The 15507-nt window shown below is 39.6% G+C and carries 12 protein-coding genes; 11 read left to right on the top strand and 1 reads right to left on the bottom strand.

Going from position 1 to position 15507, the window contains the following annotated elements:
- Nucleotides 1-74 precede the first annotated feature (74 nt).
- The 5 genes from rlmD (at nt 75) to eno (ending at nt 7573) form a co-directional block, all read left to right on the top strand.
- The gene (rlmD, locus tag H5122_RS07530) at nt 75-1400 is read left to right on the top strand and encodes a 23S rRNA (uracil(1939)-C(5))-methyltransferase RlmD (protein WP_182681820.1); all 1326 of its coding nucleotides are present in this window, start codon (nt 75-77) and stop codon (nt 1398-1400) included.
- 8 nt (nt 1401-1408) lie between these two features.
- A complete protein-coding gene (gene relA, locus H5122_RS07535; protein ID WP_024594977.1) occupies nt 1409-3565 on the top strand; it encodes a GTP diphosphokinase in 2157 nt (718 codons plus the stop codon).
- 2 nt (nt 3566-3567) lie between these two features.
- Nucleotides 3568-4365 carry a nucleoside triphosphate pyrophosphohydrolase gene (mazG, locus tag H5122_RS07540; protein WP_182672525.1) on the top strand — a complete coding sequence of 266 codons (798 nt, stop codon included), beginning with the start codon at nt 3568-3570 and terminating at the stop codon, nt 4363-4365.
- A gap of 162 nt (nt 4366-4527) precedes the next feature.
- Nucleotides 4528-6162, top strand: a complete 1635-nt coding sequence (locus H5122_RS07545; RefSeq protein WP_033020682.1) for a CTP synthase — start codon at nt 4528-4530, stop codon at nt 6160-6162.
- Between the two features lie 112 nt (nt 6163-6274).
- Nucleotides 6275-7573 carry a phosphopyruvate hydratase gene (gene eno / locus H5122_RS07550; protein ID WP_002958706.1) on the top strand — a complete coding sequence of 433 codons (1299 nt, stop codon included), beginning with the start codon at nt 6275-6277 and terminating at the stop codon, nt 7571-7573.
- Nucleotides 7574-7766: 193 nt separating this feature from the next.
- Here the strand turns inward: eno and mutH are convergent, their stop codons facing one another.
- Nucleotides 7767-8438 (bottom strand): DNA mismatch repair endonuclease MutH, encoded by a 672-nt coding sequence (gene mutH / locus H5122_RS07555; protein ID WP_002958705.1) that lies wholly within the window; start codon nt 8436-8438, stop codon nt 7767-7769.
- Nucleotides 8439-8968: 530 nt separating this feature from the next.
- Between mutH and rppH the strand changes: the two genes are divergently transcribed.
- From rppH to galU, 6 genes are all read left to right on the top strand, one after another.
- Nucleotides 8969-9487: an RNA pyrophosphohydrolase gene (gene rppH, locus H5122_RS07560; protein WP_002958704.1), complete on the top strand. Its 519-nt coding sequence runs from the start codon at nt 8969-8971 to the stop codon at nt 9485-9487.
- A gap of 30 nt (nt 9488-9517) precedes the next feature.
- Nucleotides 9518-11782, top strand: coding sequence for a phosphoenolpyruvate--protein phosphotransferase (gene ptsP / locus H5122_RS07565; protein WP_182681821.1), 2265 nt, complete (start codon nt 9518-9520; stop codon nt 11780-11782).
- 90 nt (nt 11783-11872) lie between these two features.
- Complete coding sequence (locus H5122_RS07570) at nt 11873-12682, top strand: sulfite exporter TauE/SafE family protein (protein WP_182681822.1); 810 nt, start codon at nt 11873-11875, stop codon at nt 12680-12682.
- Between the two features lie 13 nt (nt 12683-12695).
- Nucleotides 12696-13499 carry a prolipoprotein diacylglyceryl transferase gene (gene lgt, locus H5122_RS07575; RefSeq protein ID WP_002958701.1) on the top strand — a complete coding sequence of 268 codons (804 nt, stop codon included), beginning with the start codon at nt 12696-12698 and terminating at the stop codon, nt 13497-13499.
- A 13-nt stretch (nt 13500-13512) separates the two neighbouring features.
- The gene (locus tag H5122_RS07580; RefSeq protein WP_024594909.1) at nt 13513-14364 is read left to right on the top strand and encodes a thymidylate synthase; all 852 of its coding nucleotides are present in this window, start codon (nt 13513-13515) and stop codon (nt 14362-14364) included.
- A gap of 21 nt (nt 14365-14385) precedes the next feature.
- A complete protein-coding gene (gene galU / locus H5122_RS07585) occupies nt 14386-15264 on the top strand; it encodes a UTP--glucose-1-phosphate uridylyltransferase GalU (RefSeq protein WP_182681823.1) in 879 nt (292 codons plus the stop codon).
- Nucleotides 15265-15507: the final 243 nt, after the last annotated feature.

The raw sequence follows: 15507 nt of genomic DNA on the forward strand, positions 1-15507 counted from the left end.
GTATATACGGTTCAACACGCATTCTAAAGCATCTAAATATAGGTGCTTCATAAATAAAGTTAAGGTAATGCCTAATGGCGCAAATTTTTAAAGCGAAAAAAAAACCGTTAAAGCAACAAACACTAGAATTAACTATAACGGGAATGGATCATCAAGGGCGTGGCATTGCTAAACATAACAATAAAGTATGTTTTGTAAGCGGTGCATTACCAAACGAAACAGTCAAAGCAACACTCGTCGAAGATAAAGCTAAATACAGTAGTGCAAAAGTAACTAAAGTTATTCAAGCGAGTGAATCAAGAGTAGATGCTTTTTGTGAGCACTATAATCAGTGTGGTGGTTGCCAATTACAGCATTTAGAAGTAAGCCAACAAGTTGTAGAAAAACAAACTGCAGTTACTCAGTTATTTAGTAAGTTTGCTAAATTAAACAGCTTAAACTGGCAAACCCCATTATTAAGTAAACCTGTGCATTACAGACGCAGCGCTCGTATAGCTGTTATGTTTGATAAAGCAGCTAAAAAAATGCGCGTGGGTTACAGAGCAAGTGGCTCAAAAAATATTGTGAGTATTAATAAATGTGCAGTACTTGATGAAGTATTTACAGATGTTTTTACACTTTTTGATGATTTAATTAATCAACACAAAGCACTGCACAGTATAAGCCATTTACAGTTATGCCAAAGTGATAAACAAAACTTTGTTGTTATTCGTCACACTAAAGCAATTAATGATGATACAAAGGCTTTGGTTGAGCACATAACAAAAAGCCAGCAGTTTAAAATTGTATGGCAAAGCGAGAGCGATGCAATAGAACATTCACACTTAGCCATGCCATTTTATTATCTTAAAGAATTTGATCTAAAATTTGAATTTGGTTTAGGTAATTTTATTCAGGTAAATGCGCAAGTTAACGAAGCTATGTTAAAGCAAGCTGTAAATTGGCTTGATTTAAAAGGTGATGAAAATTTATTGGATTTATTTTGTGGGATTGGTAATTTCTCATTAGTGTTAGCAAAACAAGCAAAATCTGTAATTGGTGTAGAAGGTGTGACTTCAGCGGTTGCAATGGCTGCTCAAAATGCGCAAACTAACTCTATTACCAATGCGCAGTTTCATTGCTTTGATTTAACCCAAAGCATACAGAGCGCCCCATGGTTTAGCAAAAACTTAGATGTGCTTGTACTCGATCCTTCCAGGACTGGTGCTATGGCTGTATTAGAGCAATTACCTTTAAAGCAGTTTAAAACTATTTTATATGTCTCTTGTGACCCTGTTACTTTAGCCCGTGACAGCGCAATTATTTCACAAGCTGGCTTTGATCTTAATAAAATTGGGCTAATGAATATGTTTCCTCATACAGGGCATATTGAAACTATGGCGTTATTTCAACGGAGGTAGAACGCATTATGGTAGCTACACGACAATCACATCAACAAGATGAGACAACAGATTTTAGCACTCGGCTTTCATTTCTTGCCTTGTCTGAAGAAAAAACAGAGCTACTTACTAAAGCCCAAGCGCTCTGCGTAAAATGTGATAGTGAAAGCAGGCAAACTACTGCAATCGAAATGGTTGAAATTTTAGCTGAGCTAAATCTCGACCCCGAATCGTTAGCTACTGCGTATTTAACCCCGTATTTTTTAAACGACTTAATATCGCTTGAAACCATCGAAGAGCAGCTTGGGAATAACATTGCCATGCTGTTAACTGGGGTTGCACAAATGGCCACTATTAGTACTTTATCGCATCAAGGTAAAGGCACTATGCAGGTTGATAATATTCGAAAAATGTTATTAACCATGGTTGAAGATGTGCGCGCCGTGGTCATTAAGCTTGCCGAGCAGGTATGTCATTTACGCAATGTAAAAAATGCGGATGAAGAAGACCGCGTTATTGCCGCTAAAGAAACAGCAGATATTTTTGCACCATTGGCAAACAGATTAGGAATAGGGCAATTAAAATGGGAACTGGAAGATTTATCGTTTAGATATTTGCACCCAGGCACCTATAAAAGCATAGCCAAACAACTTGACGACAAACGCCTTACACGCGAAGCCTACATGGAAGATATGGTTGAGCAAGTAAAAAACCGTTTAAGTGAAGCGGGCATAGAAGCCCAAGTTTATGGTCGTCCTAAGCACATTTACAGCATTTATAAAAAAATGCAGCAAAAAAACTACGAGTTTGATCAGCTTTTTGATATTCGGGCAATGCGTATCGTCGTTGAACGATTGCAAGACTGCTACGGTGCGCTGGGCATTGTGCACACCAATTGGCGTCATCTTAATAAAGAGTTTGACGACTATGTAGCAACCCCAAAACAAAACGGCTATCAGTCAATTCATACCGTGGTATTTGGACCTGAAGGTAAAACGGTAGAGATACAAATTCGTACCAGCGACATGCATCAAGATGCTGAGTTAGGGGTGGCTGCACACTGGATGTACAAAGAAGGTGCATTACCAGGGCGCGGATCGGGTTATGAGCAAAAAATTAGCTGGTTGCGTAAGCTACTCCAATGGCAAGAAGAAGTAGTCGATGGCGGCGATTTAGCAGAAGAGCTTAAAAACCAAGTAGTAGAAGATCGCGTATATATATTTACCCCAAGCGGCGATATTATCGATTTACCACTTGGCGCTACACCGCTTGATTTTGCTTACTATATTCACTCAAATGTGGGGCATCGTTGTATTGGTGCAAAAATATTCGGCAAAATAGTGCCGTTTACGCATCAACTTACAACAGGGGATCAGGTAGAAATACTGACCCAAAAACAACCAAATCCAAGTCGTGATTGGTTAAACCCGTCATTAGGATACATTAAATCATCCCGTGCTAGAGCTAAAATCCATCACTGGTTTAAACAGCTTGACCGCGACAAGAACTTAAGTGCGGGGAAAGAAATTCTCGACAGTGAGCTACAAAAGCTCAATTTAACATACAAAGATTTAGAGCCAGCCATTAAGCGTTTTAACTTTAAAGAGCTGGATGACTTAATGGTTGCGATTGGTGCGGGCGATGTTCGCCTCAATCAAATGCTTAACTTTGTAAGTGATCGGACAGAAGACGAGCCGGTTATTCGCATTAAAGCACCAAGTAAAGTAACTGGTGATAAAAACGGCATTGTGGTTGATGGCGTTGGCAGCTTAATGAGCCATGTAGCCAAGTGCTGTCGCCCTGTACCTGGCGATGAAATAATAGGTTATATAACCCAAGGTCGAGGAATAGGTGTTCATAAAGAAGACTGTGATTCGTTTAATAACTTAAAAAACCAGCATCCTGAGCGTGTTATTTCGGTAAGTTGGTCAGATGATATTAACGGCTCGTACGCACTAAGTATTAAAATAGAAGCCACCGACCGTTCAGGGCTGATACGCGATATAAGCTCAGTACTTGCTAATGAAAAAGTAAATGTTTTAAACATGAACGTAAATACGGTTGAAGATAATCAGTTAGCTATATTTACAATGCAAATAGAAGTGCATGATTTATCGGGTACTAACCGTGTTCTTTCTAAATTACACCAAATTGAAGGTGTACACGATGCCAAGCGTGGTCATTAATCATGAATGATAATACAGCGCTTACACAACTTCTTAGCATAATGAAAACACTGCGAGATCCCAAGGGCGGTTGTCCGTGGGATCTCAAGCAAGATTTTAAATCTATTGTGCCGCATACACTTGAAGAAGCGTACGAAGTTGCTGACTGTATTGAATCAGGCAACTTAGATGAGCTTAAAGGTGAATTGGGTGATTTGTTATTTCAAATAGTTTTTTATGCGCAGCTTGCACAAGAGCAAAATCTATTTGATTTTAATGATCTAGTAGAGCAATTAAACGATAAGCTTACCCGTCGTCATCCGCATGTGTTTGGTGAAAAAAAAGAGTTAACAGACGATCAATTATCGCAGCAGTGGCAAGCAATCAAAGCACAGGAGCGAAGTGCTAAAGCGCAAATCGAATCCCCTTCTTTTTGGCAAGATATCCCTGGCAATATGCCAAGCTTAAGCAAAGCCAAAAAAATTCAACAACGCGTGGCTTCCCTTGGCTTTGATTGGCCAACGTATCATGGTGCACTAGATAAAGTGAGTGAAGAAGTGCTTGAAGTAAAAGAAGCGATTGAGCAAGACCCGCTATCTGATCATACAGCGGAAGAACTCGGCGACTTACTTTTTGCCACTGTTAATGTTGTACGCCATGTTAAACGAGATCCCGAACAACTGCTTCGTAGCGCTAATGATAAGTTTTCAGCGCGTTTTGAAAAGGTAAACGCTTATTTGCATGCGCAAGGTAAAAGCTTAGATACAGCAACCTTTGAAGAGATGGATAGTGCGTGGGATGCGATTAAAAAAGTAAAATAGGCTTAATGTTAAATAGTGCACATTTTTTGTGCGCGTATTAGCTAATTTTAGCTGGATTGATAAGCAGTGTTTTGGTACAATTTCGCCCCGTCTTGATGATATACCCTTAGGCTCTTCTTTGGGTGTTATATTCCTTTTAATTCCTGATATTCTAGGGTTCGCATGAGTACAAAATTTATCTTCGTTACTGGCGGAGTTGTTTCTTCGTTGGGTAAAGGTATTGCCGCAGCTTCACTGGCCGCTATTTTAGAAGCCCGTGGTTTAAATGTTACCATTTTAAAGCTGGATCCTTACATCAACGTTGACCCAGGCACAATGAGCCCAATTCAACACGGTGAAGTTTACGTTACAGAAGACGGCGCAGAAACGGACCTTGATTTAGGTCACTACGAGCGTTTTATCCGTACCAAAATGACTAGTCGTAATAACTTCACACAAGGCCGTGTATATGAAGACGTATTACGTCGTGAGCGCCGTGGTGAATACCTAGGTGCTACTATTCAGGTTATTCCACATATCACTAACGATATTAAGCAACGTGTATACGACGGTGCTGAAGGTTATGATATTGCTATTGTAGAAATTGGCGGCACTGTAGGTGATATTGAATCACAACCGTTTATTGAAGCAATTCGTCAGATGGGTACTGAAATTGGTCGCGAACGCGCGCTATTTATTCACTTAACGCTAGTGCCATTTTTAGGCCCTGCCGGTGAAGTTAAAACGAAACCAACTCAGCACTCTGTTAAAGAGTTACGCTCAGTAGGTATTCAACCAGATATTCTTATTTGTCGTTCAGACCGTAAACTACCTAATAATGAGCGTGCAAAAATCTCATTATTCACAAACGTAGAAGAAAAAGCGGTTATTTCACTACCCGATGTAGACAGTATTTATAAAATTCCTGCGTTATTAAAAACACAAGAATTAGATAACTTTGTATGTCGTCGTTTTCACTTAGATCCACCAGAAGCTGATTTAGCTGAGTGGGAACAAGTACTTTATCAAGAGTCTAACCCAACGGGTGAAGTGACCATTGGTATGGTTGGTAAATATATTGAATTACCAGATGCGTACAAATCGGTTAACGAAGCATTAAAGCATGCGGGTCTTAAAAACCGCCTAACAATCAACATTGAATACGTAGATTCACAAGACTTAGAAAGCAAAGGTGTTGAATTACTTTCACACTTAGATGCTATTTTAGTACCTGGTGGATTTGGCGGACGTGGTGTTGAAGGTAAAATCTTAGCAGCTAAATATGCACGTGAAAATAAAGTACCATACTTAGGTATTTGTTTAGGAATGCAAGTAGCATTAATTGAATATGCACGTAATGTTGCAGGTTTAACGGATGCAAACTCTACAGAATTTAATGCAAATTCAGAAGCGCCTGTAGTTGGCTTAATTACTGAATGGCTAGATGCTGAAGGTAATGTTGAAACACGTAGCGAAAAATCTGATTTAGGTGGCACTATGCGTTTAGGCGCACAAAAATGTCATTTAACGCCTGGTTCTAAAGTACATGGAGTATATGGCAGCGACGAAATTGTTGAACGTCATCGTCATCGCTACGAAGTAAATAATAACTTCGTAGAAATACTTGAAAAAGCAGGCTTAAGCTTTACTGGTTTATCAGAAGATAAAAAACTGGTAGAAATTATCGAAAATAAAGATCACCCATGGTTTATTGCCGCGCAGTTCCATCCGGAATTCACGTCAACGCCACGTGATGGTCATCCGTTATTTGAAGGGTTTGTAGCAGCTGCGCACATCCACCAAAAAGCGAATTCGTAATTTTAAAAGCCGTGCTTATTGCACGGCTTTTTTGTTTTAAGGGCTGACTAAGCTATATAAAACGTAGTAAAGTTAGCTGAACTCACCATTTTGGGAATATAGAGGAATCAAGATGTCAGAAATCGTAAAAGTAATCGGTCGCGAAATTATGGACTCGCGTGGTAACCCAACTGTTGAAGCAGACGTACATTTAGCAGATGGTTCTTGGGGTCGTGCAGCAGCACCTTCAGGCGCATCTACTGGTACTCGTGAAGCATTAGAGTTACGCGACGGTGATAAATCACGTTACTTAGGTAAAGGCGTATTAAAAGCAGTTGGTTATATTAATAAAGAAATTGCTGATGCTTTAGCTGGTCAAAATGCATTAGATCAAAACGCTGTTGATAAAGTGATGCTAGATTTAGATGGTACCGAAAATAAAGAAAAATTAGGTGCAAACGCAATCTTAGCTGTATCACTAGCAACTGCGAAAGCAGCTGCACAGTCTAAAAAAGTTGAGCTTTATGAGCATATTGCTGACTTAAATGGCACACCAGGTGTTTACTCTATGCCACTTCCAATGATGAACATCATCAATGGTGGTGAGCACGCAGATAACTCTGTAGATATTCAAGAATTCATGATCCAACCTGTTGGCGCTAAAAACTTCCGTGAAGGCCTACGTATGGGCGCTGAAGTATTCCACAGCCTTGCTAAAGTGCTTAAAGCTGATGGTCATTCAACAGCGGTTGGCGATGAAGGTGGTTTTGCACCTAACCTTGCATCTAATGAAGCGGCTCTTGCTGCAATCAAAGTAGCTGTTGCAAACGCAGGTTACGAGCTAGGTAAAGATATTACTTTAGCGATGGATTGTGCTGCATCTGAGTTTTACGACAAAGAAGCAAACATCTACGATCTTAAAGGTGAAGGTAAAAAATTCACTTCTGAAGAATTTAACTTCTTCTTACAAGATCTTACTAATCAGTACCCAATCGTTTCTATCGAAGATGGTCTTGATGAGTCTGATTGGGATGGCTTTGCACATCAAACTAAACTAATGGGTGATAAAATCCAATTAGTAGGTGATGATTTATTTGTAACAAATACTAAGATTTTAAAACGTGGTATCGACAACGGTATTGCTAACTCAATCTTAATTAAGTTTAACCAAATCGGTTCTTTAACTGAAACTTTAGCTGCAATCAAAATGGCTAAAGATGCTGGTTTTACTGTTGTTATTTCTCACCGTTCTGGTGAAACTGAAGATTCAACAATTGCTGATTTAGCAGTGGGTACGGCTGCAGGTCAAATCAAAACAGGTTCATTGAGCCGTTCTGACCGTGTTGCAAAATACAACCAATTGCTACGTATTGAAGAGCAATTAGGTGATAAAGCACCGTACAACGGTCTTAAAGAAGTTAAAGGTCAGTAATTCTATTTTATATAGAATCTAACTTTTAACTTTAGATGATAAAATCCTCGCCTATGCGGGGATTTTTTATGCCTGATACTTTTTCCAAAGAGATGAAAATAAATTGTAGGCTTTAAGCTTGTTGATGTCCGCAGCACTAAAGAGTGGAACACAAAAGTATAACGCTTTATTCATGCTTTAACTTCTTACGCACTCATAGCTGAAACTGCTGCTTTAAAATATCACCTGTAAAACTGGTTTTTAAATAAAAACCACGGGGTAGGGTTTTAATTATTTGCCCATTTGGGCCAATAGCATCAGTGACTATTTTACTATGAGCAGCTTTGGGGCGTATTTGCATAGCATCGCCTAAATGGCCTGATATTTCGTCGACTCTACCTAGCGCAATTAGCTCCATTTGCTCTTCCCAGTCGCGTTGTAACAAAGCGTCTTGTTCAGGTGAAGGCTGCCACAAAAAGCCGCTGCCGATAGTTCTGTCAAACGGCGCAATATCACGTTCGCTTAAAATTGGCAGCCATAAAACATGATTTAGTTTTTTACGCACAGAGCTGGTATGCCACGTCATTCCCGTTACGTTCATTAAAGGTGTAACCGATACAAACGTAGTTTCCAGTGGCCTACCTTTATAAGAAATAGGCAGTGTTTTTAGCTCAATTCCTAAATCTTCAAAATCGGGGAGGGGTTTGGAGCCTGCAGTAGCGCCTAGTACGTATTCAATGAGTTGCCCAGTCCAACCTTTTTCACGTAGTAAATCATCTGGCGTTTTAAAATGGTACTGGTTTGCAAGTTGCCCAAGTGTTAATCCGGCAATACTGTTAACGCGCTGCATTAAGTCGTTTATTGAGTGTGGTTTTGTAGGTCGCATATTCTTAATTTCGGTTGTATAAATACCATAGTCATGATAGCAAATAGGCTAAGCCGTGGATATCTTTAGGGTTGTACGTTTTTTGCCCGCCTGTTGTTTGTGTTAATTTTGCACATATTGAAATTAAGCTACTTTACTTTAAGTTACTGACTCTGCAGGTTTTTTTAAATGTTCACGTTCAGTTTTGATTAAGCCATTTAAAAGTTGTAAGGATAAATACAACTATATGAACATGTTTATCCACAGAATCTGTGGAGAAGCTAAGTTTTAAGATCTAATATTGTGGATTTGTTTGCAAAATGAGCGTGTTTTACAAAAGTTATGCACAAACTGTGAGTAACTAGAGGAAAACAAGAACCGCAATAGCTTTGCTGAGTTATTTTCTAAATATTTACCTATTCTCTATTAATTTATCAACATACTAAAAGCTCAAACTTAGCTCACTAATTGGCTTGGGTATAATAGTATTTGCCGTATTGCGGCTAATGTGGAACAATCATTAAAAATCGACTTACAAATGAGGCACTAAGGTGATTGATGCCGAAGGTTTTCGTGCCAATGTCGGAATTGTGATTTGCAATAATCAGGGACAGGTTTTTTGGGCCAGACGTTATGGTCAACACTCTTGGCAATTTCCCCAAGGTGGTGTTGATGATGGCGAAACTGCAGAACAAACCATGTACCGTGAATTACACGAAGAAGTAGGGTTGCGACCAGAAGATGTAGAAATAGTCGCAAGCTCAAAACATTGGTTACGCTATAAATTACCCAAACGATTAATCCGCCGAGACTCTAGTCCGGTGTGTATTGGGCAAAAACAAAAATGGTTTTTACTAAAATTACGCTGTAAAGACGAAGATGTAAATTTACTTAAAACCCATCATCCAGAGTTTGATGATTGGCGCTGGGTAAGTTATTGGTATCCTGTAAGACAGGTTGTATCGTTTAAACGGGATGTTTATCGACGAGTAATGAAAGAGTTTGCTCCTTTCGCCATGCCTTTTAATAAGAGAGAACAACATAAAGATCATTGGCGAAGTAAAAGGTAGTTAATTCAGAATAAAATAAAGGAGCAGGACATGCTGGCTACACTGAGATCTATTGCGGAGTCTGTATCGCGACAAGCGAATTTAGACAGCGCATTAGTGTGCTTTGTGCAAATGGTTAAAGATGCCATGAAAACCCAGTGCTGCTCCATTTATTTTGCAGATTACAGCCAAGACAATTTTGTACTTATGGCAACCGAAGGGCTAAACCCCGATGCGGTAGGTAAGTTTAGAATTGGTTTTACCGAAGGTTTAGTTGGCCTAGTAGCGCAACGCGAAGAACCTATTAATATTGCATTTGCTAAATCGCATCCTCGTTTTAAGCTCTCCCCCGAAGTAAACGAAGAAGGCTACAACGCTTTTTTATCTGTACCCGTTGTTCATCAAAAAAAAGTACTGGGCGTTATTGTTGTCCAACAAAAAATGGCACGTGTATTTAGCCAAGACGAAGAGTCGTTTTTAATAACGCTTTCTGCCCAGCTTGCTTCACAGTTAGCGCATGCTGAAATTAAAGAAATACTCCGCCAAGATGAGTCATCTCATCAAACGTCTGTTTTAAAAGGCGTATCGAGCGCGCCTGGAATAGGTATAGGGCAAGCATTTGTTGTATTACCAAAACTCGATTTTAAATCTATTGAGCTTTTAAAAGACAGTGACGTTACTGAGCAGCGCCGTTTGTTTACACAAGCTGTAGCTGCAACGCGCAAAGAATTTAATACCCTATCTATGACGCTAAGCGATTCTATTCCGCACGAAGCTCTTGCGGTATTTGATGTGTATCAACAACTGCTTGACGCTAAAAGTTTAGGGCATAATGTTGAAATGCAATTACAAGAAGGCTGGTGTGCTAAAAGCGCCCTAAAAATTGTAATAGAGCGTTTAATATCTCAATTTAATGCCATGCAAGACCCTTATATAAAAGAGCGAGCTGTTGACGTTAAAGACATTGGTCTTCGCGTATTACACCATCTTGTAAATACCGAGCACGCTGTTAAAAATTATCCGGCCAACACTATTTTAATTGCTAATATCTTAACACCCGCCATGCTAGCTGAGGTGCCAAAAGGTCACTTAACAGGCGTTGTAAGCGTAAATGGCTCTGCAAATAGCCATGCTTCTATATTAACGCGTGCGATGGGGATCCCTGCCATTTGGGGTATAGAAGATTTACCTCTACTGCAGTTTAATGGCAAACCGATGATTTTAGATGCATTTGCTGGGCGTTTATATATATCGCCTTCGCAAATGTTGATGGATGAATACACAGAGTTACAGCATCAAGATAACCTACTTAATAACCGCTTTTTAGCAGAGCAAGACTCTGAATCAATTACGCTTGACGGTGAGCATGTTAGCTTATTATTAAACGCAGGCCTTGAGCTTAATACCGAGCAAAGTAGCGCGCATATTTGTGACGGAGTGGGGCTTTATCGAACCGAAGCGTGGTTTATGCAAAAAGGTCAGTTTCCTTCGCAATTAGAGCAAGAAAATTGGTACCGAGAAGTACTAACTAGCTATCATCCTAATCCTGTGGTTATGCGTACATTGGATATTGGAGGCGATAAGGTACTTGATTACTTTAATATTACCGAAGAAAACCCATTTTTAGGCTGGCGTGGTATTCGTATCAGCCTTGATCACCCAGAGTTATTTTTAGATCAACTAAAAGCGATGCTTAAAGCAAATATTGGTTTGGGTAATTTAAAAATAATGCTCCCTATGATCAGTGGCACTGAAGAAGTTGATGAGTCACTTGCGTTATTTGAACAGGCTTATTTTGAGTTAAGTGAAAAATACCCAGAGCAAACCATAGAAAGACCCGACATAGGTATAATGCTAGAGGTACCTTCAAGTGTATTTATGCTTCCAGAGTGGTCAAAAAAAGTCGATTTTTGCTCAGTAGGTAGTAACGATTTAACACAGTATTTATTAGCAGTAGACAGAGCTAACGCACGTGTAGCCGAGCTTTTTAACCCTTATCATCCAGGTGTACTAAGAGTACTAAATAAAGTGGCGCACGAATGTGAGCAATATGAACTGCCATTTAGTTTGTGTGGTGAACTAGGCGGCGATCCTGAAGGGGCTATTTTGCTTATTGCCATGGGTTACAGACGCCTTAGTATGAACTTATCATCGCTTAATAAAGTTAAATGGGTACTTAGGCGTTTAAATGTTAGTGACATGGAACAACTATTAAGTGAATGCTTAGCGCAATCCACAGCCAAACAAGTACTACGTTTAACGCGAAGCTTTATGCTAGAGCATAAATTAGGTGATTTGTTTTACACTCCCAAATAAGCTTATACGCCTAATTAATTGCAATACACAGATGCTATTAGTTTTATAATCCTTTAATATATAAACCTTAAAAGGGTATTTGAGATTACTATGTATGACTTAGGTTTGTTAGTCGCAAGCTGCGCACTACTAGGCTGTATTGTTGGGTTTTTAGCTGGGTTACTAGGCATTGGTGGCGGTTTAATTATCGTTCCAGTTCTAAGCACTCTGCTACTCTCATTTAATGTAACGTCAGCTGATCATGTATTAGTAATTGCTATTGCAACCTCACTCGCTTCTATTTTATTTACTTCAACGTCTTCAGCGCTGGCTCATCATAAAAATGATAACGTGCCTTGGGATATTGCCCCATGGGTTATGTCGGGTGTGGCTTTAGGTGCACTTATTAGTGGCTTTGCAGCAAGTTTAATCCCTGAACAAATATTGCGTACAGTGTTTGCTATAAGTGTTGTATTTATTGCAGCAAGAATGGTGCTATCCGCGCGTAATAAACCGATGTCAGATAAACCGTTACCGGCAGGTCCTATTTTATGTGGATTTTCTGCGATAATGGGCGGATTATCAGGTTTAATTGGTATTGGTGGTGGTGCTTTAATAGTACCTATGCTTAATTATTTTTCGGTTGATATAAAAAAAGCAATTGGCTGCGCAGCCGCGTGCGGAATTGTTATAGCATTATTTGGCTCTATTGGTTACATCAGCGCAGGATGGCATGTTACCGATTTAGAGCATGGCTTTGCTGGGTTTGTTTATTTACCTGCATTATTTGGAATTGTTATTACCTCGTGGTTTGTTGCGCCTATTGGCGCTAAAGCAACTCACTATTTACCTGTTAATACAATTAAAAAAGTTTTCGCGGTGCTGCTTGTAGTTATCGCAATTAAAATGGTTTTTAGCTAAAGGTTGATTTTTTATGGCACTTGAGTTTCCTCAAATTGATCCAATTATTTTTTCTGTTGGACCGCTAAGCGTACGTTGGTATGGCTTAATGTATTTAATAGGTTTTGCATTTGCGATGTGGTTTGCAAATCGTCAAGCATCGAAGCCAAATTCGGGTTGGACTAAAGAGCAAGTAAGCGATTTACTGTTTTACGGCATGTTAGGGGTAATACTAGGCGGGCGTATTGGCTACGTATTGTTTTACCAGTTTAGTTACTTTATAGAAAACCCACTGTATTTATTTAGAATAGACCAAGGCGGTATGTCGTTTCATGGTGGAACACTTGGCGTTATAACTGCCGTCGCAATTTTTTCGTGGACGCGTAAAAAGTCGCTTCTTCAAGTGGGCGACTTTGTTGCACCACTGGTTCCTGTAGGGCTTTTAGCTGGACGTATTGGTAACTTTATAAACGGTGAATTATGGGGGCGTGTTACCGACGTGCCATGGGCAATGGTATTTCCAACGGGCGGTCCGCTTGCGCGTCACCCATCGCAATTATACGAAGCATTTTTTGAAGGCTTAGTGCTGTTTTTAATCCTGCAATGGTTTATTAAAAAACCACGTCCAGCAGGCAGCGTAGCCGGTGTATTTTTATTAGGTTATGGCGTGTTTAGATTCTGTATTGAATATTTCCGCCAACCCGATGCACAATTAGGTTTATTTGCCGACTTTATATCAATGGGACAAATACTTTCGTTACCTATGATTGTAGGTGGTTTAGGCTTATTAATTTGGGCATATAAACAACCTAAACAAATAACCACAGCTAAAGCATAATAAGAAGTAACGCATGAAACAATATTTAGAATTATGTCAGCGTATTGTTGACGAAGGGCAGTGGGTCGAAAATAAACGTACAGGTACGCGTTGTTTAACCGTTATCAATGCTGATTTAGAATACGATGTGGCTAATAATCAGTTTCCGATGATCACTACACGAAAAAGTTACTACAAAGCAGCGATTGCTGAATTGCTAGGCTATTTACGCGGGTACGACAGCGCTGCGCAATTTCGTGAAATTGGCTGTAAAACGTGGGATGCTAACGCAAACGATAACAATGCATGGCTTAATAATCCTAACCGTAAAGGTGAGGACGACATGGGGCGTGTTTATGGCGTACAAGGCCGTGGTTGGCAACGACCAGATGGCTCAACACTCGATCAGCTTTCCAAAGTTATTAATAACTTAAAAAATGGCATTGATGACCGTGGTGAAATAATTACGTTTTATAATCCAGGTGAGTTTGAGCTTGGTTGCCTGCGCCCGTGTATGCATACGCACACTTTTTCGTTACTTGGCGATACGCTATATTTAACGTCATACCAGCGAAGCTGTGATGTGCCACTTGGCCTTAATTTTAATCAAATTCAGTGTTTTGTATTGCTTGCGCTAGTGGCTCAAATTACCGGCCACAAAGCGGGTAAGGCGTATCATAAAATTGCTAATGCACATATTTACGAAAACCAACTTGAGCTGATGCGTGATGTGCAGTTAACGCGTGAGCCATTTGCATCACCTCAGTTAAAAATTAATCCAAAAATTAAATCATTAGAAGACATAGAAACGTGGGTAACACGAGACGACTTTGAAGTAACAGGCTATCAATGTCACGAAGCGATTCAATACCCATTTTCAGTATAATAAAAAATTAAGGAAAACATAATGAAAGCAGTGATCCCAGTCGCGGGCCTTGGTACTCGTATGTTACCTGCCACAAAAGCAATTCCAAAAGAAATGTTGCCAATAGTGGACCGCCCTCTAATTCAATATGTGGTAAATGAAGCTGTTGCTGCAGGTATTAAAGAAATAGTGCTTGTAACGCACTCAAGTAAAAACTCAATCGAAAATCACTTCGATACGAGCTTTGAACTAGAAGCTACTTTAGAAAAGCGTGTAAAGCGGCAACTTCTTGCCGAAGTGCAAGCAATCTGTCCTAAAGACGTAACCATTATTCACGTACGCCAAGGTGAAGCAAAAGGCTTGGGCCATGCTATTAGTTGTGCTGCGCCTATTATTGGTAACGAACCATTTGTAGTTATTCTACCTGATGTAATTATTGACGATGTAGAGAGCGATCTTAAAAAAGATAACTTAGCAGAAATGATCGCTAATTTTGAGCAAAACAAGCATAGCCAAATAATGGTTGAGCCAGTACCAATGGCACAAGTAAACCAGTTTGGTGTGGTTGATTTAGGTGATGTTGACTTAAAGCAAGGTGAAAGCTCGCCAATTCTTAATATGGTAGAAAAGCCGCCAGTAGATGAAGCTCCATCAAACTTAGCTGTAGTGGGTCGATACGTATTAAGCGAAAACATATGGCCGTTACTTGCAAAAACTCCGCAAGGTGCAGGCAATGAAATTCAATTAACTGATGCAATTGCGATGTTAATGGAACACGAAAAAGTAGATGCATACGCTATAAAAGGCCGCAGCCACGATTGTGGAAGTAAAATTGGTTATTTAAAAGCAACGATTGAATTTGCACTTCGTCGCGATGAATTTGCTGATGAATTAAAGTCATTTATTAAAAAACTGATTTAACAGTTAATGTAAATCATGAAAGGCGCCTATATCGGCTAATGCCGATCAGTTAAGAAAATGACCGGTTGACCGATCCAAGCGATCATGCAAAATCCGTAGTTAGGAAACTAACTACGGATTTTTTGTGAATATAGAACAAGCACTGCAAGCAACACTTGAAGAAAGCAGCCGATACCATACCTTTGAAAAATTATCAGAAATTCTTGACCCTGAAATCATTGAACAAGGTTTTCAACAAGCAGG

The sequence above is a fragment of the Pseudoalteromonas sp. SG43-8 genome (assembly GCF_014164245.1).
GTDB classification, from domain to species: domain Bacteria; phylum Pseudomonadota; class Gammaproteobacteria; order Enterobacterales; family Alteromonadaceae; genus Pseudoalteromonas; species Pseudoalteromonas distincta.

Coding starts and splice junctions, on each gene's coding strand:
- mutH (WP_002958705.1), bottom strand. CDS start 8,438: ATGCGACCTACAAAACCACACTCAATAAACGACTTAATGCAGCGCGTT.
- H5122_RS07545 (WP_033020682.1), top strand. CDS start 4,528: ATGAGTACAAAATTTATCTTCGTTACTGGCGGAGTTGTTTCTTCGTTG.
- galU (WP_182681823.1), top strand. CDS start 14,386: ATGAAAGCAGTGATCCCAGTCGCGGGCCTTGGTACTCGTATGTTACCT.
- rlmD (WP_182681820.1), top strand. CDS start 75: ATGGCGCAAATTTTTAAAGCGAAAAAAAAACCGTTAAAGCAACAAACA.
- mazG (WP_182672525.1), top strand. CDS start 3,568: ATGAATGATAATACAGCGCTTACACAACTTCTTAGCATAATGAAAACA.
- H5122_RS07570 (WP_182681822.1), top strand. CDS start 11,873: ATGTATGACTTAGGTTTGTTAGTCGCAAGCTGCGCACTACTAGGCTGT.
- eno (WP_002958706.1), top strand. CDS start 6,275: ATGTCAGAAATCGTAAAAGTAATCGGTCGCGAAATTATGGACTCGCGT.
- H5122_RS07580 (WP_024594909.1), top strand. CDS start 13,513: ATGAAACAATATTTAGAATTATGTCAGCGTATTGTTGACGAAGGGCAG.
- ptsP (WP_182681821.1), top strand. CDS start 9,518: ATGCTGGCTACACTGAGATCTATTGCGGAGTCTGTATCGCGACAAGCG.
- relA (WP_024594977.1), top strand. CDS start 1,409: ATGGTAGCTACACGACAATCACATCAACAAGATGAGACAACAGATTTT.
- lgt (WP_002958701.1), top strand. CDS start 12,696: ATGGCACTTGAGTTTCCTCAAATTGATCCAATTATTTTTTCTGTTGGA.